Source organism: Dietzia sp. JS16-p6b, assembly GCF_003052165.1.
Taxonomy (GTDB): domain Bacteria; phylum Actinomycetota; class Actinomycetes; order Mycobacteriales; family Mycobacteriaceae; genus Dietzia.
The window spans coordinates 994417-1012676 of record NZ_CP024869.1 but is presented as its reverse complement, the minus strand read 5'-3'; the positions used below and the strand labels follow the sequence as shown (position 1 = coordinate 1012676).

General features: G+C 71.6%; 16 protein-coding genes and 1 pseudogene. 4 read left to right on the top strand and 13 right to left on the bottom strand.

All coding sequences use genetic code 11. The features are described from left to right. Positions 1-11: 11 nt before the first annotated feature. The 10 genes and pseudogenes from CT688_RS04590 to CT688_RS18055 all read right to left on the bottom strand — a co-directional run. Complete coding sequence (locus tag CT688_RS04590) at positions 12-1751, bottom strand: LpqB family beta-propeller domain-containing protein (RefSeq protein WP_107755937.1); 1740 nt, start codon at positions 1749-1751, stop codon at positions 12-14. Further along, positions 1748-3475, bottom strand: coding sequence for an MtrAB system histidine kinase MtrB (gene mtrB / locus CT688_RS04585; RefSeq protein ID WP_107755936.1), 1728 nt, complete (start codon positions 3473-3475; stop codon positions 1748-1750). The genes CT688_RS04590 and mtrB overlap by 4 nt, the downstream gene beginning before the upstream one ends. Beyond that, positions 3472-4152, bottom strand: coding sequence for an MtrAB system response regulator MtrA (gene mtrA, locus CT688_RS04580; protein ID WP_107755935.1), 681 nt, complete (start codon positions 4150-4152; stop codon positions 3472-3474). Before mtrA ends, mtrB begins: the two co-directional genes overlap by 4 nt. 103 nt (positions 4153-4255) lie before the next feature. Then, a complete protein-coding gene (locus CT688_RS04575) occupies positions 4256-4894 on the bottom strand; it encodes a dTMP kinase (RefSeq protein WP_107755934.1) in 639 nt (212 codons plus the stop codon). 11 nt (positions 4895-4905) lie between these two features. Beyond that, positions 4906-6372 (bottom strand): adenosylhomocysteinase, encoded by a 1467-nt coding sequence (ahcY, locus tag CT688_RS04570; RefSeq protein WP_107755933.1) that lies wholly within the window; start codon positions 6370-6372, stop codon positions 4906-4908. 60 nt (positions 6373-6432) lie between these two features. Continuing rightward, a complete protein-coding gene (gene manA, locus CT688_RS04565) occupies positions 6433-7674 on the bottom strand; it encodes a mannose-6-phosphate isomerase, class I (protein WP_107755932.1) in 1242 nt (413 codons plus the stop codon). A 4-nt stretch (positions 7675-7678) separates the two neighbouring features. Then, a complete protein-coding gene (locus tag CT688_RS04560; protein ID WP_107755931.1) occupies positions 7679-8773 on the bottom strand; it encodes a hypothetical protein in 1095 nt (364 codons plus the stop codon). After that, entirely contained in the window at positions 8766-10142 is a 1377-nt protein-coding gene (locus CT688_RS04555; protein ID WP_107758003.1) for a phosphomannomutase/phosphoglucomutase, read from the bottom strand. Before CT688_RS04555 ends, CT688_RS04560 begins: the two co-directional genes overlap by 8 nt. Positions 10143-10248: 106 nt before the next feature. Next, entirely contained in the window at positions 10249-10599 is a 351-nt protein-coding gene (locus CT688_RS04550) for a hypothetical protein (RefSeq protein ID WP_370446364.1), read from the bottom strand. A gap of 14 nt (positions 10600-10613) precedes the next feature. Beyond that, positions 10614-10724, bottom strand: a pseudogene (locus tag CT688_RS18055) (DUF3499 family protein); the annotation flags it as partial. A gap of 235 nt (positions 10725-10959) precedes the next feature. Here CT688_RS18055 and CT688_RS04545 point away from each other — a divergent pair. Beyond that, positions 10960-11412 (top strand): metallopeptidase family protein, encoded by a 453-nt coding sequence (locus CT688_RS04545; RefSeq protein WP_107758002.1) that lies wholly within the window; start codon positions 10960-10962, stop codon positions 11410-11412. A gap of 32 nt (positions 11413-11444) precedes the next feature. Here CT688_RS04545 and CT688_RS04540 read toward each other — a convergent pair whose 3' ends face one another. Beyond that, the gene (locus CT688_RS04540) at positions 11445-11756 is read right to left on the bottom strand and encodes a WhiB family transcriptional regulator (protein ID WP_107755930.1); all 312 of its coding nucleotides are present in this window, start codon (positions 11754-11756) and stop codon (positions 11445-11447) included. 260 nt (positions 11757-12016) lie between these two features. On the opposite strand from CT688_RS04540, the gene cofD reads away from it, so the two are divergent. Both cofD and CT688_RS04530 read left to right on the top strand, forming a co-directional pair. Then, a complete protein-coding gene (gene cofD, locus CT688_RS04535; RefSeq protein ID WP_107758001.1) occupies positions 12017-13090 on the top strand; it encodes a 2-phospho-L-lactate transferase in 1074 nt (357 codons plus the stop codon). Further along, positions 13087-14502, top strand: coding sequence for a coenzyme F420-0:L-glutamate ligase (locus CT688_RS04530; protein WP_231750494.1), 1416 nt, complete (start codon positions 13087-13089; stop codon positions 14500-14502). The genes cofD and CT688_RS04530 overlap by 4 nt, the downstream gene beginning before the upstream one ends. A gap of 5 nt (positions 14503-14507) precedes the next feature. Here the strand turns inward: CT688_RS04530 and CT688_RS04525 are convergent, their stop codons facing one another. Continuing rightward, positions 14508-15620: a sugar phosphate nucleotidyltransferase gene (locus CT688_RS04525; RefSeq protein ID WP_231750493.1), complete on the bottom strand. Its 1113-nt coding sequence runs from the start codon at positions 15618-15620 to the stop codon at positions 14508-14510. 81 nt (positions 15621-15701) lie between these two features. Further along, positions 15702-16580: a glycosyltransferase family 2 protein gene (locus tag CT688_RS04520; RefSeq protein WP_107755929.1), complete on the bottom strand. Its 879-nt coding sequence runs from the start codon at positions 16578-16580 to the stop codon at positions 15702-15704. Positions 16581-16694: 114 nt separating this feature from the next. On the opposite strand from CT688_RS04520, the gene CT688_RS04515 reads away from it, so the two are divergent. Then, positions 16695-18248, top strand: a complete 1554-nt coding sequence (locus CT688_RS04515; protein WP_231750492.1) for an LCP family protein — start codon at positions 16695-16697, stop codon at positions 18246-18248. Positions 18249-18260: the final 12 nt, after the last annotated feature.

Here is an 18260-nt window from a genome sequence, read left to right as displayed (position 1 = left end):
GCCGGCACTCGTCAGCCCGCGACGACCGGGTCCGCCCGGATGGCGGCCAGTCCGTTGATCTCCCGCCAGTAGCGGTCCCCGGTCTCGGCCACCGTGTCGAGCCTCAGCAGGGACCTCTGGTCCACCACGTACACCTCGCGGCCCGCGGCGGCGACCGCCGTGACGGGTCCGGCGATGTTGCGCTGGGACAGCGGCGTGGTCATCGCGCCGTCGACGGTGATCGTGGTGACGGGTACCTCAGTGGTGTTCTGACCGATCACGACCGTCGAGCGGTCCCGCCACGCCACGACGGCGGCCGTCTCCCCCAACGCCCTGCCGATCTGCCGGAACGTCCCGGCGAGCGGCTGCCCGGTCTCCGCGGAGAGGGCGCCGATGAACACCTTGCCGTCGACCACCACCGCCAGCTGCGCCCCGGACGGATCGATCCTCAGACCGGTGAACCGGGAGCCCAGGGCGCGGAGCGGGGCGCCGTCCATCTCCTGGACGGACGGGGCCTGCACCCCGATGCCCACCCGCACCAGCCTCGTGTCGTCGACCATCACCCAGGCGCGCCCGTCCACGGGGTGGAAGGTCGGCCCGGTGAGGGTCCGGGCGACAAGGGCTTCGTCGGGCTCGCCGTCGACCGCGCCGATGAGCAACCGCTGGGGCGCCGCGGGGTCCTCGCCGGCGATGACCGCCAGCGCTTCCCCGTCGTGCGACAGGGTCGCATTCCGTCCCCCGCGGACCTGCGACCACGGGCCGCCCGCCGGTCTGGCGCCGGAGGCGTCCAATCTCACCAGGCCGTCGGCGGCGGTCAGCGCGTAGCGCATCGGTTCGACCGGCGGATACGGGTCGAACGTCCGGACGTCCTCCGTCGTCCACCCGTCGACGAAGCGTTCGTCGAGCGGCGCGCCGTCGCGTTCGAGCCGGTACGGCCCGGGAACGTCCGCGCGGGCCAGGGTCCACACGACCTGCGCGGCGAACTGCGTGGTGGCCTGGCTGCTCAGCACCGGCAGGCCCGTGAAGTCGATGGCGGTCCCGGCTCCCTGCCGCCCATCGGCGGAATCGTCGGGGCGAACCGAGACCGATGCCGGGATCCGGGACAGGACGGCGGACTCGAGGCCCGGTCGGGGCCCGGTGGCGAGCAGGTTGACCAGCGAGAACTCCAGATCGGTCCGGTCCGCGGCGGTCCACCGCGTGTCCGGTACCAGCGAGTCACCGGATCCGGAGAGGAAGAACAGGTCGCGCTGGGCGTAGGTGGAGACGAACTCGGTCCGCTCGATCACGACACCCGGGGGAAGCCGGTCGATCCGCCACTGGCCGTCCTGCCGGGCCAGGCCGATCGTCACCTCGAGTTGCCCGACGTCCTCCCTGAAGATGCCACCGGGGTCGAGCGACCCGACCTTCTCGGCTCGCAGGGTGTACTCCGCCCGGTCGGCGCCGCGGCCGCCCTCGGCGCTGAGATCTGCCCGCAGGACGATGGTGGTCTCCGCCGAATCGTCCCAGGTGTCCGCCGCCTCCGGGGTGAGGAACTGCCGGGCCGCGGCGTGGCGCTGGTCCGCGATCGCCGCGGCCTTGAGGAAGTCGCGGACCAGGAGGTCCGGTTCCTGGTCGGGAACCGGGGTGGGGACGGCCAGCCCGGCACCGGACGGAGAGAAGGTGTCGATGACCTGGGGGGATGACGACGAGGGCAGGGTCGCGCAGCCGGTCGCGGCCAGCACGGTGGCGCAGATCGCCGCGATCGCGACGAGGAGGGCCCGGCTGCGGCTCACGAACGGACCTCCTCGGAACCGGGGACACGCGCCAGGGGCGTCGGGGACCCGGTCCGCACCAGCCGCGCCTCGTCCTCCGGCGTCAGCGGCAGCGGGCTCGAGGTGAGGGTGCCGCCGTGCCGACGGGGAATGGTCAGGCGGAAGCACGACCCCTCGCCCGGGCTCCCCCAGCAGTCCAGACGACCGCCGTGGAGCTTGGCGTCCTCGAGCGCGATCGCCAGACCGAGCCCGGTCCCGCCCGACCGACGGACCCGTGACGGATCGGCGCGCCAGAAGCGGTTGAACACCAGCGACTCCTCGCCGGGCTTGAGCCCCACCCCGTGGTCGCGGACCGAGACCGCGAGGGCCGCCTCCGACCCCCGGAGGGTCACCCGCACCGGCTTGGACTCCGAGTGGTCGAGGGCGTTGGCGATGAGGTTGCGCAGGATGCGCTCGACCCGTCGGGAGTCCACCTCGGCCATCACCGGTTCGGACGGCATGTCCAGCTCCACCTGCACTCCCGCGGACTCCGCGATGTGCGACACGGTGGACACCGCGTCCTCGACCGCCCCCCGGACGTCCAACGATGCCACCGACAGTTCCGCCATACCGGCGTCGTGGCGGGAGACCTCGAGGAGGTCGGTGAGCAGGCTCTCGAAACGGTCGAGCTCGGACTCCAGCAGCTCCACCGCGCGCTTGGTCGGGGGATCCAGGTCCCCGGCCGAATCGGAGATGATGTCGGCAGCCATCCTGACCGTGGTCAGCGGAGTACGCAGCTCGTGGGAGACGTCCGAGGTGAACCGCTTCTGCAGGTCCCCGAACTCCTCCAACTGAGTGATCTGATCGGACAGGCTCTGCGCCATGTCGTTGAACGCCATGGCCAGTCGGGCGACATCGTCCTCTCCCCGGATCACCATCCGTTCCTTGAGGTGGCCGTTGGCGAACCGCTGCGCGATCGACGCCGCCTGGCGGACCGGAAGCACCACCTGTCGGGCGACCATCCACGCGATCGCCGCACTGAGCACGATGATCGCCAGGCCCGCGGTCGCGACGATCCCGCGCATGATCCCGAGGGTCTGTTCCTCGGCGATGAGCGGGTAGACCAGGTAGAGCTCGAGACCGGGGATCGAGGAGTCCGTGGGGGTGCCGATGATGAGCGCCGAGGTCTCCTCGTCGCGGAACACGACCGGCTCGATCTTCTGCGCCACGAGTCCCCGCTGCACCAGCGCCTGGAGATCCGCCGGCACCCGCGCGTCGGCCGGGCTGACGACCTGCCCGCGGCCGGTCTGGTCGGGGACCACCAGGATCGGCTCGAAGGTCCCCGCGTGGACGGATTCACCCTCCGCGGCGATTCCCCGTTCCCCCAGGGCGCTTCGCGCCTGGTCGAGACGGGACTGCTCGCTCGTCCCCTCGTCGGTCGCGGCGATCTGCGCCTCGACGGTGACCCGTAGCCTGCCCGTCTGCTCGACCGCGGCGTCCAGCTTGGTGGAGAGCAACTGGGCGGCCATCTGGCTCTGCAGCATGAACGCGATCGTGAGGATCACCCCCATGGAGAGCGCCAGGGTGGAGGTGACCACCCTGAGCTGGAGGGAACGCCGCCACATCCGGGCGATCCGCATCCCCAGGACCGTGAGATCCAGGTCCCGGAGTCGCTCTCTGAGCGTCGGCGACGAGTCGGCCACGTCCCTGGTGTCGCGCTCGTCGCCGGAGGACGCCGACGCGTCGTCCGTGCGACGGTCGATCACGAGACCGGACCGGCCTTGTACCCGACGCCGCGAACGGTGAGGACGACCTCGGGGTTCTCCGGGTCCTTCTCGATCTTGGCCCGCAGGCGCTGGACGTGGACGTTGACCAGCCGGGTGTCGGCCGAATGGCGGTAGCCCCACACGTGTTCGAGGAGGACCTCGCGGGTGAAGACCTGGCGGGGCTTTCGCGCGAGCTCCACGAGCAGGTCGAATTCGAGCGGGGTGAGCGGGATGGGGGTCCCGTCCCGCGTCACGGTGTGGGCGGGCACGTCGATGCTCACGTCCCCGATGTGCAGGAGTTCGCTCGGCTCGTCCTCGCCGCGACGCAGCCGCGCCCGGATGCGGGCCACCAGTTCCTTGGGCTTGAACGGCTTCATGATGTAGTCGTCGGCCCCGGACTCGAGTCCCAGGACCACGTCCACGGTGTCGGTCTTGGCCGTGAGCATGACGATCGGCACCCGTGACTCACCGCGGATGTCCCGACACACGTCGATCCCGCTCCGGCCCGGGAGCATGAGGTCCAGCAGGACCAGATCGGGCTGGACCGCACGGAAGGTCTCGATGGCCTGGACGCCGTCGCCCACGACCTCGGTCTCGAACCCCTCGCCCCGCAGGACGATGGTGAGCATCTCTGCCAGGGCGGCGTCGTCGTCGACGACGAGGATCTTCGGGGTCATTGTCACCACTTGTGTCGGCGTGTATGTCGGCATGCGTTCATGAAGACCTTACCCGTCCCGTGCGCGCGGGACGGGCCCACGCCTCGGCTCGGGGCCCGACAGCTCAGTGTCCGACCACCACGTCGGCCAACCGTCGCACATCGGGGTCGACGCCCGACACCTGCCAGGGCGAGCGCCATCCGGTGCTGGCCAGTCGACGGTAGATCTCCCCGGTCGCGGTCTGGAGAGCGGCGTCCCTCTCATAGCGGTCCCGGGTCCGACCCGGGTCCGCCGTCTCCCTGGATCCCGCCCTCTCGGCCGCCAGCGCGACAGGGGTGTCGAGCAGGATCTGCAGGTCCGGTGTGGGCAACCCGAGTCGGTCGAACTCGAGCTCACCGATCCAGCGGAGAACCTCGTCCTGCCTGCCGGGGCCGAGCCGGGCCGCCGTGTACGCGGCGTTGGACGCCACGTAGCGGTCGAGCAGGACAACGTCGTGAGAGCCGATCAGGTCGCGCAGCTCACCCAGCGCCGCGTGCCGGTCCAGGGCGAACAGCAGGGCCATCGCGTGCGGCGAGTCGGCGGCGCCGGCCTGACCGCCGTGCAGGGCGTCCGCGGCCAGGTCGGCGTGCAGGGTCCCGTACCGGGGGAAGGCGAGCCGACCGACCGACACACCCCGGTCGGTGAGCTCACCGACCAGAGCGGTCGTCAGGGTGTTCTTGCCCGCACCGTCGAGCCCCTCGACGACGACCAGTCGCGCGACCACCGGTCTGCGGGTCAGTACCGGTAGTGGTCGGGCTTGTACGGGCCCTCGACGTCCACACCGATGTACTCGGCCTGGTCCTTGGCCAGCGTGGTGAGGGATCCACCGAGGGCCTCGACGTGCAGTCGCGCGACCTTCTCGTCGAGGATCTTGGGCAGCAGGTGGACCCCGACCGGGTACTGGTCGGCGTTGCTGAACAGCTCGATCTGGGCGATCACCTGGTCGGAGAAGCTGTTGGACATGACGAACGAGGGATGGCCGGTGGCGTTGCCGAGGTTGAGCAGACGGCCCTCGGACAGCACGATGATCGAGCGGCCGTCATCATCGAAGACGAACTCGTCGACCTGGGGCTTGATGTTGATGCGCGTGACGCCCTCGGCGGACTCCAGTCCGGCCATGTCGATCTCGTTGTCGAAGTGGCCGATGTTGCCCAGGATCGCCTTGTTCTTCATCCGCGTCATGTGGTCGAAGGTGATGATGTCCTTGTTGCCGGTGGCGGTGATGATGATGTCGGCCGACTCGATGGCCTCGTCGACCGTCACCACGTCGAAGCCGTCCATGAGCGCCTGCAGCGCGTTGATCGGGTCGATCTCGGTGACCTGGACGCGCGCGCCCTGACCGGCCAGGGCCTCGGCGCATCCCTTGCCCACGTCGCCGTACCCGCAGACCAGGGCCTTCTTGCCGCCGATGAGGGCGTCGGTGCCGCGGTTGATGCCGTCCAGCAGCGAGTGGCGGGTGCCGTACTTGTTGTCGAACTTGCTCTTGGTCACCGCGTCGTTGACGTTGATCGCGGGGAACGGAAGCACCCCCTCGGAGTGGAAGTGGTACAGGCGGTGCACGCCGGTGGTGGTCTCCTCGGTCACGCCCTGGACGGATTCGGCGATGGCCGTGTACTTGCCCGGGTGGGCCGGCACGGACTCGCGCAGCAGAGCGTGGAAGACCTTCTCCTCCGCGGACCAGGCGGGGTCGTCCGACGGCACGGCCCCGGCCTGCTCGAACTCCTTGCCCTTGATCACGAGCATGGTGGCGTCGCCGCCGTCGTCGAGGATCATGTTGGGATCGGCGCCCGGCCAGGTCATGATCTGTTCGGTGCACCACCAGTACTCGGTGAGCGTCTCGCCCTTCCACGCGAACACCGGCACGCCCGACGGGGCCTCGGGGGTTCCCTCCGGGCCCACGACGACGGCGGCGGCCGCCTCGTCCTGGGTGGAGAAGATGTTGCACGAGGCCCACCGGACCTCCGCGCCGAGCGCGGTCAGGGTCTCGATCAGCACCGCCGTCTGCACCGTCATGTGGATCGACCCGGCGATCCGTGCGCCGGCCAGCGGCTGCTGCTCCCCGTACTCCTCCCGCAGCGCCATCAGACCGGGCATCTCGTGTTCGGCCAGACGGATCTGCTTGCGGCCCGCCTCCGCCAGCGACAGATCCGCCACCTTGAACTCGAGACCGTTGACGGACTGCACCTGCAGATCAGCGGACATGTGTGCGACCAGCTCCTCGTGATTCGTGGAAAGACTCCCGCACCACAGTAGCGGGGCGCTCTACCGGTGCGGCGTCCCCGTCGCCGGATCTCCGACACGGGTGCGGAAGACGGTCGCCCCGTCCACGGCCTCCAGCACGACCTCCGGAGTCGAGGCGGGCACCCACACCGCGTGGCCGGGCCCCAGTGTCTCCGTGGTCCCGTTCTCCGCCACGCGCACTCGCCCGGAGGTGCACAACAGGATCTCCGGCCCGTCTGTGGGATAGCCGACGGGACCGGAGGCGGCGGGGAGCTCGATGCGCGAGAGCGCGAAGTCCGGCTCCGGCGTGGGGTAGTCCATCTCCCCCGGTATCCCGCGGTCTGCCCGGACCGGGCGGACCGTGGGGTCCACCAGCGGGTCGAACGCGAGCACGCGCATCAGCTCCGGGACGTCGACGTGCTTGGGCGTCAGCCCCCCGCGCAGAACGTTGTCCGAGTTGGCCATCACCTCCACCCCCACCCCGCGGAGATAGGCGTGGAGCTGACCTGGTCCCAGGTACACGGCCTCCCCCGGGAGGAGCACCACCCTGTTGAGCAGCAGGGCACCCAGGACCCCCGGGTCCGTGGGGTAGCGCTCGGCCAGTTCCACCACGGTCGTGGCCTCGTGCGACCACCGCCCGGCGACGCCTTCCACCGTGAGGTAGTCGACGGCCCCGGTGACGAGGTCCGCCACCACCGTCGCCAGCGCAGAGTGCGGCATCGTCACGAAGGTGGTGAACACGGCGCGCAGGCCCTCGGCGTCCGGCTGTCCGTCCAACATCGCGCGGTAGGGGCGCAGCGCGGAGACGTCCAACGCGTCCAACAACTCCACGGTCCGGGCCACGGGACGGAATCCCACCAGCGCGTGGAACTCGGTCAGGGCCACCAGGATCTCGGGCTTGTGGTTGGTGTCGCGGTAGTTGCGATCCGGTGCGTGCAGGGCGATCCCCCGCGCGTCCTCCGCGGCGAACCCCTCTCTCGCCCGCTCCGGGGACGGATGTGCCTGCAGCGAGAGCGCCTGCTCGGCGGACAGGAGTTTGACGAGGAACGGCAACCCTCCGCCGTGCTGCGCGGCCACCCGGGCACCGAGTTCACCCTCGGGGTCTGCGGCGATCCGTGCGTCCAACCCCCGCCCGTCCGCGCAGAGCGACGAGCCGGAGTCGTGGGCACCGAACCAGTGCTCGGCGACCGGGTGCGGTGCCGGGGAGAGCGTCCCGCACAACTCGGGGAGCGCGGTCCGGGATCCCCACGCGTACGCCTGGACGACCGGGCTGAGAGCCACCACGGGTCTAGAGCCCCCCCACCAGGTAATACGCGGCGGAAAGCTCTGTCCGTGCCATGAGCGCGGCCACCCTTCCGCTCAACGGGGCCGGTGCGGCGCCGAGCGTGTCCCGACCGCGATCGGAGATCCACTCGACGTCCACGAGCGGACCCGCGGTCACGCGGACGAACTCCTCGTCCGCGCTCAACACCATACCGAGGTGTCGGATCGTCCTGTGCTCGCGCTCACCGTCCAACTCGTCATCGTGGAACAGACTCGCGAGGGGGTCCACGGCGGGCAGGCCTCGGGCACGCTCGGCCTGGGACCGGACCGCGTCCGCGACGGAGGAGGCCGCCGTGACCCTGCCGGCGTCGCAGAACGCCGCCACCGCACGGTCGCAGTACGCCGCCGAGACCGGATCGGCGTGGATCCACACGAGCGGGTCCGAGCCGGAGACGGCGGTGGCGAGGAGCTTGGCCGGGTTGACCGGGGTCGCGAGATCGGGCCCCAGACCCTCGAGTTCGACGTCGACGACGTCCGCGGCCACGCCGACGTCCAGTCCCGGCACGCCGAGGGCGGTGAGGACCGCCATCCCCGCGGCCAGGTGGTGCAGGACCCCCCGGTGCGGCGGGAGGTACGGGAGCGGGGAGAGCCAGACGGCGCGGCCCCCTCCCGACTCGCCCACGGGTCCTTCCTTCGGCACGTCCACCACGACGACGGCGCCCCTGTGGGCGGCGGAGTCGACGGCCGACGCGAGGTCACGGTCCCCGGCGTCGTCGCCCGAGACCAGGACGACATCCAGTGCCCCGACCCAGGTGGGCAGGGCGTGGGCGTGGACGAGTGGCGGAACCGCGGCCCCGCCGACGGTCTCGCAGAGAGCGGCGACCACCCGGGCGGCCTGGCGGGCCCGGGCCGACCGCCCGGTGACCCAGACGAGTGACCGCGGCCGGAACCCCACCAGGCCCTCCAGGGCCCCGGCGTCCACGGCGGTCGCGACCGACCGGAGTTGGGCACCGGCCATCGACGCGTGGAGCAGTGCGCCGGTGGCGTCGGACGAGCGGAGGGCCTCGGCGTCGTCCAGATCGACCCGGCCCGCCCCCGTGTCGCTGGTGAGGTCAGGCACGGACGATCGCGAGGACCTCGTCGACGACTGCGGCGACGCCCTCCCTGGTGGGCGCCTCCGCGTTGAGACGCAGCAGCGGTTCGGTGTTCGAGGCCCGGAGGTTGAACCACGCGCCGTCCCCGAGGTCGACCGTGACGCCGTCGAGGCGGTCGACCGACACGGCGCGACCGGCGAACGCGTCGACGACCTCCTCCATGCGGGCCACCTGCGCCTCCGCGGAGTCCAGGGTCGAGTTGATCTCCCCCGACGCGGCGTACCGGGTGTACTCCGCCATCACCTGCGAGAGCGGGGCGTCCTGTTCCCCCAGCGCGGCGAGGGTGTGCATCGCGGCGAGCATCCCCGAGTCGGCGCCCCAGAAGTCGCGGAAGTAGTAGTGCGCCGAGTGCTCACCGCCGAAGACGGCACCGGTGTCGGCCATCTGCGCCTTGATGAAGCTGTGACCGACGCGGGTCCGGACCGCCACGCCGCCCTTCTCCTCGACCAGCTCGGGGACGGCCCGGGAGGTGATGAGGTTGTAGATGATGGACGCGCCGGGCTCCTTGTCGAGTTCACGCCCGGCCACCAGCGCGGTGATGGCCGACGGGGCGACCGGCTCACCCCGCTCGTCCACCACGAAGCAGCGGTCCGCGTCGCCGTCGAAGGCGAGGCCGATGTCCGCTCCGCTCTCCCGGACCAACGCCTGGAGGTCGACCAGATTGGCCGGCTCGAGGGGGTTGGCCTCGTGATTGGGGAAGTTGCCGTCGAGCTCGAAGTACAGGGGCACGATCTCCAGTGGTAGGCCGCTGAGGACCGCGGGCACGGTGTGGCCACCCATCCCGTTGCCGGCGTCGACCGCCACCTTGAGACGTCGGATGCCCGAGAGGTCGACCAGGTCACGCAGGTACCCGCCGTACCCGTCCAGGACATCACGCTCGGAGACCGTGCCGGCGTCACCGTCGTACGCGGGTACACCCTCGACGAGCTCGTCGGCGATCGTGCGGAGGCCGGACTCCTGACCGACCGGCTTGGCGCCCGCCCGGCAGAGTTTGATCCCGTTGTAGCGGGCCGGGTTGTGACTGGCGGTGAACATGGCGCCCGGGCAGTCGAGCATCCCGGAGGCGTAGTAGAGCTGATCGGTCGAGGCGAGGCCGATCGTCACCACGTCGAGCCCCTGGGACGTGACGCCGTCGCCGAACGCCCTGGACAGCGCCGGGGAGGAGTCCCGCATGTCATGGCCCACCACGACGGTGCCCGACCCCTCGGAGCGCATCAGCCGGGCGAACGACGCGCCGACCTCGCGGACGAAATCCTCGTCGATCTGCTCACCCACGACGCCGCGTACGTCGTAGGCCTTGATGACTGCTCGGACGGACTCGGCGGTGCGTGGCACGTGCTGCTCCAGGGATGAGAGGCGGTCGGACGGTGTCATCCGTCGACCCTACCCGCCGCATTCCCACCCGGCCCGCGCCTCGCGGTCGGGGGCGGCCGGCAGCCGGTCAGCCGAGCTCCGGGTCCGACTCCCGGGCGCCGTCGGCGGGCTCCGCGGACGGGGAGTCGACAGGGTCGTTCGCGTTCGGGACGACCCGCAGGTGGGGGCGGGAACCGGAGGGCTCGACCGGCTCCTCGGCGAGCACCGGGGTGGGGTCCGAGACCCCCAGCCGCCGCAGGCGGTCGGCGTCCACGAGCGCGACCCCCGCCCGCCGCCCGCCGACGGGGCCGCCGGCGACGGCGTCCAGCAACGCGGTGAGATCGGAATCCTCCGCCGAGACGTCGATGTCGGGATGGCGGACCAGATCCCAGCCCCGGGGGCGGTGATGCGCAGGGCGTGCGCCGCGCACAGGTCCCACGAGTGGGGCTCCGGGATCGCCGGGAGCGGTCCGACGACGGCCGTCGAGTCGGCGTAGACATAGGTGAGCGTGGCGACCGCACGATTGGGGCATCCCGGGCGGCAGCAACGACGGTTCTCACTCACGAGACCCCAGCGTAGTCCCGTCGGGCCGCCGCGTGCGCCGCGACCCGCCGCCGCGGTGCCCCGGGCTGTCGGAGGCGGCGGCTACCCTCGCCTCATGACCCCACACGGACCGACCCCCGGCCGGCCGCCCACCGGGAACGCGATCCCGGGCGCCGGACAGAACGACGTGTGCTCGGGCAGCCGGATCTCCGTCCGGGACTTCCCGGGGGATCCCGGACGCCGTGGCCCGCGAGTGGTGACCTCCCGGCGTGCCGCGCGACGGGGGCACGGGCCGCGCGGCCCGATCCTGCCCCCGGAGGTCCCCCGGTGGCGCAGCCGTGCCGCCGAGTTCGACGCCGCTGCGCTCGAGGCGTTCGCCGAGATCGACCAGCACTGGCATTCCCGACTGGTGCACCTGGACCTCGCCGTGGACATGGTGCCGCGGATGCGGTTGAAGCCGGGCGAGACGTGGCCCGAAGAAGTGGTGGCGGACGGCCTGGTCCCGCTCGCCCGCCTGGTCCCGGCGGGCGTCGACCGAGCCGGCCAGCCCACGCGGGCCCGGTTGGTCCTGTTCCGCAGACCGCTCACCCGCCGCGCGCCGGGTGGGGACGACCTCCGCGACCTCATCTACTCCGTGCTGGTGGAACTGGTCTCACAGCATCTGGAGATCTCCCCCGACGACGTGGAGGCCGGCCCCGGCGAGGAGTGACCCGCCCGGGCAGGATCACATCACTGTCACCCTCACATCACGGCGTCACGCTTGATCCGACGACGTTCGCGCTCCGACAGTCCACCCCAGATGCCGAATCGCTCGTCGTTGGCCAGGGCGTACTCCAGGCACTCTGCCTTGACCTCGCATCCCGTGCAGATCTTCTTGGCCTCGCGGGTCGAGCCGCCCTTCTCCGGGAAGAAGGCTTCAGGATCGGTCTGCGAACACAGTGCCCGCTCCTGCCAGCTCTCCTCCTCGTCCTCCGCGAAGAGCGCGCCGGTTCCGAGGTCGACCAGGGCCAGTTCGGGTCCCGCTGCGGTGCGTGACTGTCGATCCACGGTCATCCCCTCGTGTTACGTTGCTCGTCGCTCGTGCGTCTGCCCGGCCCCGCGTGCCGCTCAGATACGAATGACACACCTGTGATTACACACATGCGAGTCGTCCAGGTCAAGCGAATTCGGGGATACCTAGCATTTCCGTGCGCCGCGCGCGGCAGTGACACGCCGGATCTGGTGTGGCGTGGAACACCCTCGGATCGGGGTGGTCGCCCGGAACGCCCGGCCGCCCTGCCCGCGCCGCGACCCCGTCACTACGCTTGGTCGACGTGAGGATCTGTGTAGTGGCCGGTGGCGTCGGTGGCGCCCGTTTCCTGCTCGGCGCACGTCGCCTTCTCGGACTGGACCCTGCCCCGGCAGGTCGGGGCACGCCGGGACGGGAGGCCGATCCCCACCACGCCGCCCCCACACACCGCCTCGACGCGGTGGTCAACGTCGGGGACGACGCGTGGATGCACGGTGTCCGGATATGCCCCGACCTCGACACCTGCATGTACACCCTCGGCGGGGGCATCGATCCCGATCGCGGGTGGGGTCACGCGGGCGAGACGTGGAACTGCCGCGATGAACTCGCCGCCTACGGCGTCCAGCCCGACTGGTTCGGTCTCGGGGACAAGGACCTGGCCACGCACCTGGTCCGTACGCAGATGCTGGGGGCCGGGTATCGGTTGACCGACATCACCGAGGCGTTGTGCACCCGCTGGTCGCCCGGCGTCCGTCTGCTGCCGGTGACCGACGACCGCTGTGAGACTCACGTCGTGGTCCCCGGCGGCCCCGACGACGAGCAGGGTTCCGGCGAGCGGGCGATCCACTTCCAGGAGTGGTGGGTCCGCCACCGGGCGCAGCTGCCGGCCTCGGCGTTCGTGCAGATCGGCGCCGAGGCGGCCCGGCCCACCCCGGAGACCCTCGAGGCCATCGCGGAAGCCGACCTCGTCGTCGTCGCCCCCTCCAACCCCGTGGTCTCCGTCGGCGCGATTCTCGCCGTCCCCGGGATCCGGGCCGCGCTGCGGTCCACCTCCGCGCCGGTGGTGGGGGTCAGCCCCGTGATCGGGGGCGCGGTGCTGCGCGGGATGGCCGATGCGTGCCTCACCGCGATCGGGGTCGAGACCTCCGCCCTCGCCGTGGCCCGCCACTTCGGGGCCAGGTCCGGTACGGGGTTGCTCGACGGGTGGCTGGTGGCCCCCGGCGACGGACCGGCCGGCGGTGCCGGGGACGGCGAGGTGGACGGTATCGCCGTCCGCGAGGCGCCGCTGCTCATGACCGACCCGGACGCCACCGCTCAGATGGTGGCCACCGCCATCGACCTGGCCGGGCTCGAGATCCCCGTGCGGTCGGGGCGATGACCGACGACGCCGTCCCCGAGATCCGGCGGTGGGCGGGCGAGCACGCCGCCCCGTCCGACATCCGACTGTGGGCGCCGGACGGACTACCGGAGTTCCGACCGGGCGACGACCTCGCCCGGATCCTCGCCGGAGCGCTCACCGGTCACCCGAACGGTCTGACCGACGGCGACGTCGTGGTGCTCACCTCCAAGGTGCTGTCCAAGACGGAGGGGCGCATCGTGCCCGCCCCCACCGACCCCGACGAACGGGACGCCCTGCGCCGCCGCCTCGTCGACGAGGAGTCGGTGCGGGTGGTGGCACGGGTCAACCGGACCCTGATCACCGAGAACCGACTGGGCATCGTCCAGGCCGCCGCCGGGGTCGACGGCTCCAACGTGGAGTCCCGCGAGCTCGCCCTGCTCCCAGAGGACCCCGACGGCTCCGCCGCCGCCCTCGCCCGGGACCTCCACCGACTGACCGGAGTGCGCGTGGGAGTGGTCGTGACCGACACCATGGGCCGCGCCTGGCGGACCGGTCAGACCGACGTGGCGATCGGAGCCGCCGGCCTGCGCGTCTCCGTCGGTTACGACGGAGCAGTGGACCGCCAGGGCAACGAACTGTTCGTCACCGACGTCGCCGTCGCCGACGAGATCGCCGCAGCGGCGGACCTGGTCAAGGGGAAGCTGGGCGCCCGTCCCGTCGCGGTGGTGCGGGGGGTGGGGCACCTGCTGGTGGATGACGACGACGGGACCGATACCCCGAGACGGGCCCGCGACCTCATCCGGGACAGCGGGTCGGACCTGTTCAGGCTGGGCACCGCGGAAGCGTTGGCGCAGGGCCGGCGCGAGGCCGTGCCCGGCCGTCGCTCGGTCCGACGGTTCACCGACGAGCCCGTCCCCGCGGAGGTGCTCGCCGACGCGGTGGCCGACGCGCTCACCGCGCCCGCTCCGCACCACAGCACGCCCGTGAGGTTCGTCCGCGTCTCCGGCGCCGCGCGTCACCGGTTGCTCGACGCACTCCGCGCGGACTGGGAGGCGGACCTGCGGGCGGACGGACACTCAGGCGACATCCTGGCCCGCCGCCTCGCCCGCGGCGACCTCCTACGCACCTGCCCCGAGCTCATCGTGCCGTTCGTCGACGACTCCGCCGGCGCCCACGCCTACCCGGACCCTCGGCGCAGGGCCTGCGAGGAGACCATGTTCACCGTGGCCGGTGGCGCCGCCGTCCAGTCGCTGCTGGTCTCCCTCGCCGCACGCGGACTGGGATCCTGCTGGGTGGGCTCGACCATCTTCGCCGCCGACACCACGCGCCGTGAGCTCGCCCTGCCCGCGTCCTGGCGACCCCTCGGGGCGGTGGCCGTGGGGGTCCCGGCCGACCCGGTCGCCCCCCGGGCCCCGCGCCCGGCCGGGGACGGTTTCCTGTCCGTCGAGTAGCGGAGCTACATGTCCGTGGAGTAGCGGATCCCGCCGTCGGGGATCACGACCCCGGGCCACACCCGGGCCCCGCGCAGCAGTTCGCAACGCGCACCGATGTCGGCGCCGTCGCCGATCACCCCGTCGCGGATCAGCGCCCGGTGGCCGATGCGCGCGCCGAAGCCGATGATCGACCGTTCGACCGTCGCCCCGGCCTCGATACGGGCGCCGTCGAAGACCACGGCGCCGTCCAGCCGGGCTCCGGCCCCGATCTCGGCGCCGCGACCGACCACGGTTCCCCCGATGAGGACCGCCCCGGCGCCGACCCCCGCACCCTCGTGGACGAGCGCCTCGCCGTGATGACTCTCGAGTGCAGGCGACGGCGCGATGCCGCGGACGAGGTCCGAGGACCCGCGGACGAAGTCCTCGGGCGTGCCCATGTCCCGCCAGTACGCCGAGTCGACGAAACCGTAGACCCGCTTGCCCTCGGCGAGCAGCTGCGGGAAGGTCTCGCGCTCCACCGAGACGGGGACGCCCTCGGGGATCTGCGCGATCAGTTCACGCCGGAAGACGTAGCAGCCGGCGTTGATCTGATCGGTCGGCGGGTCCTGCGTCTTCTCCAGGAACTCCAGGACCCGGCCGTCGTCATCGGTCGGCACACAACCGAACGCACGGGGATCGGAGACGCGGACAAGGTGCATCGTCAGGTCCGCGTTCCTGGCGTGGTGCAGGTCGAGGATCCGGGTGAGATCGGTACCGCCCAGCACGTCGCCGTTGAACACCATGATCGTCGATGCGGTGAGCTCGTCCAGAACGTTGCGGATGCCGCCGCCCGTCCCCAGCGGCTCGGTCTCCACCACGTACGTCAGTTCCAGGTCGAGGTCGGACCCGTCACCGAAATGCTCCTCGAACACCTCGGCTTTGAACGACGTACCCAACACCACCCGCCGGATGCCCGCCGCCCGGATCCTCGACAGCAGATGGGTGAGGAAGGGCACGCCGGCCGTGGGCAGCATGGGCTTGGGCGCCGAGATCGTCAGTGGGCGCAGGCGGGTCCCCTTCCCGCCCACCAGGACCACCGCCTCGGTGTCTGGGATCAGATCGCGCGGCGCGGCGCCGGAGGGGGTCGTCGAGGTCACAGTCCTGCTCCCGATGTCGTGGCCCCCGGGCCGCGCGCTGGCGCGGCCCGTCCGGGCCGGTGGATGGTCTCGTCGTCCGCGTCAGCGAAGGCCACGCCGGGCGGATCGGATCGCGAGTCGGCACCGTAGCGCGAGACCCACGCGGAGGGCCCAGCGTAACGGGGCCTGCCAGGCGTGCGGATGCCTGTCCGCCTGGAACAGGTACGCGCTGCGGTGATGCGCCCTGAGGGTGAACTCCGGCACGGTCCTGGCCGCGTGGCCCTGGTCGTGGTGGATCACCGACGACGGCACGTAGACGGACTGCCACCCGGCGCGCCCCAGCCGGTCCCCCAGGTCCACGTCCTCCAGGTACATGAAGTAGCGCTCATCGAACCCTCCCACGGCGTCGAAGGCCTCTCGCCGCAGCAGCAGACACGACCCGGACAACCACCCCGCGGTCCGCTCGGAATCCATGTCGGCGTCATCGAGGTAGCGGGCGGTCCACGGGTTGCCCGGCCACACCGGGCCCAGCAGCGCGTGACCGATCCCGGCGCCGAGGCTCGGCACGGCGCGGGCCGAGGGGTACACGGACCCGTCCGTCTCGGCGATCATGGGGCCGAACGCCGCCGCCCTGGGCCACCGATCGGCGGCGCCCAGCAGCGCGTCCACCGATCCCGGCTCGAACCACACGTCCGGGTTGACGACCACCACGAACTCCTGGTCGAAATCGGCCGGTCGCCGGGAGATCTCGGTCACGGCGCGGTTGATCGCGGTCCCGTACCCCAGGTTCCCTCCCGTCGGGAGGAACTCGGCGAAGTCGTGCGCGGCCGCCGCGGCCTCGGGCGCGCCGTCCGTGGAGCCGTTGTCCGCCATCACCAGCCCCACCGGCCGGGTCGTGGACCCGGGCAGGGTCTCCACGAACCGGCTCAGATGGTCGCCGGGAGAATAGGTCACCGTCACGACGGGCAGTCGGGTCGTCACCCGCAACACCCTACGACGCCGCACGCCGATTCCGTCGCCCGGCGCGCGGCGCGGTACCGTGGGGGAATCATCGGCGGCCTCGCGCGGTCCCCGATTCGACGACAAGGACGGTGGATGAGCGCCGAGGTACCAGCGACGCCCCGGCGCGCACCCGCCCCGGGACGCGGCCGGCGCCACGCGACCCCCTCCCGGCCGGTGGGGTCGCGGATCGCCCGCGCCCTCGCCGCCCTCGTCTCCGTCTTCTGCCTCCTGGTCACCGGTGTGGGCTGGTCGCTGTTCAACGGTCTGAGCTCCGACCTGTCCTCCGCCGGCGGCCTCGACATGGGGGACGGCGGGCTCGACGGTGCCGTCGACATCCTCCTGGTCGGCACGGACAACCGGACCGACGCCCAGGGCAACGCCCTCAGCCAGGAGGAGCTCGCCACCATCCGGACCGGTGAGGACGAGGGTGAGAACACCGACACCATCCTGCTCATCCGGATCCCGGAGGACGGGAGCTCGGCGACCGCGATCTCCATTCCGCGGGATGTCTACGTGGAGACCCGGGAGATCGGGGGCAGCAAGATCAACGGGGTCTACGCCGGGTACAAGCAGGCCTACCTGGACCGCGCCTCGGCCGAGGCCCCCGACGGCGCGGTCACCGAGCAGGACCAGCGCGACGCCGTCCAGGCCGGCCGCAACGGGCTGATCAACACCATCCGGGATCTCACCGGCGTGCAGGCCGACCACTACGCGGAGATAGGCCTGCTGGGATTCGTGCTGCTCACCGACGCCGTCGGCGGCGTCCCGGTGTGTCTGAACGAGGACGTCGACGAACCGCTCTCCGGGGCGAACTTCCGGGCCGGGGTCCAGACCGTGTCCGGCTCGGACGCCCTGAGCTTCGTCCGACAGCGGCACGACCTGCCCGCGGGCGACCTCGACCGGATCGTCCGCCAGCAGGCGTTCATGTCCCAGCTGGTCAAGAAGACCTTGTCCGCGGGCACCCTCGCGGACCCGACGAAGCTCGGAGCCCTCGTCGATGCGGCCCGACGCTCATTCGTCATCGACGAGAACTGGGACTTCGTCGACTTCGCGATGAAACTGCAGGACATCAGCGGCGGCAACGTCCGGTTCGAGACCATTCCGGTGACCAGCATCGACTCCTTCACCGAGTGGGGCGAGTCCATCGTCACGGTCGACCCCGCCCAGGTCGCGGAGTTCGTCGGCGGATTCGCCAGTGCCGAGGACGCGGACGAGGACCAGACCCCGACCGACACGCCCGGCGTCGACCCGGCGGCCGTCGAGGTGTCGGTGGTCAACACGACGGCGATCGACGGGCTCGCCGCCCGGGTCTCCGGTTCACTGTCCGAACTCGGGTACGGCGTCGGGGACCTGCTCACCGATCCCGCCGCCGCCTACACCTCACACGTCGCGGCGGGATCGGCTGACGACCCCGCCGCGTTCGCGGTCTCCGACGCGCTCGGCGGACTGCCCGTCCAGGTGGATCCCGCGGTGCCGCCCGGCACCGTCCGCGTGGTGCTGGCCGAGGACTACAGCGGACCCACGGGGGATGCCACCGCGACCGAGTCCTACTCCCCCGAGACCACCGACTACGCGCCTCTGCCACCCTCGATCGCACAGCGTCCGACCTTCGACGCCGGCGGCTCGGACGTCCCCTGTGTGAACTGACCGAACCGCCGT

Excerpts from the sequence above, each read along its gene's own strand:
- mtrA (WP_107755935.1), bottom strand. The coding sequence starts at position 4,152 with ATGACCCCGAAGATCCTCGTCGTCGACGACGACGCCGCCCTGGCAGAG.
- ahcY (WP_107755933.1), bottom strand. The coding sequence starts at position 6,372 with ATGTCCGCTGATCTGCAGGTGCAGTCCGTCAACGGTCTCGAGTTCAAG.
- CT688_RS04540 (WP_107755930.1), bottom strand. The coding sequence starts at position 11,756 with ATGACCGTGGATCGACAGTCACGCACCGCAGCGGGACCCGAACTGGCC.
- CT688_RS04530 (WP_231750494.1), top strand. The coding sequence starts at position 13,087 with ATGACCGACGACGCCGTCCCCGAGATCCGGCGGTGGGCGGGCGAGCAC.
- CT688_RS04515 (WP_231750492.1), top strand. The coding sequence starts at position 16,695 with ATGAGCGCCGAGGTACCAGCGACGCCCCGGCGCGCACCCGCCCCGGGA.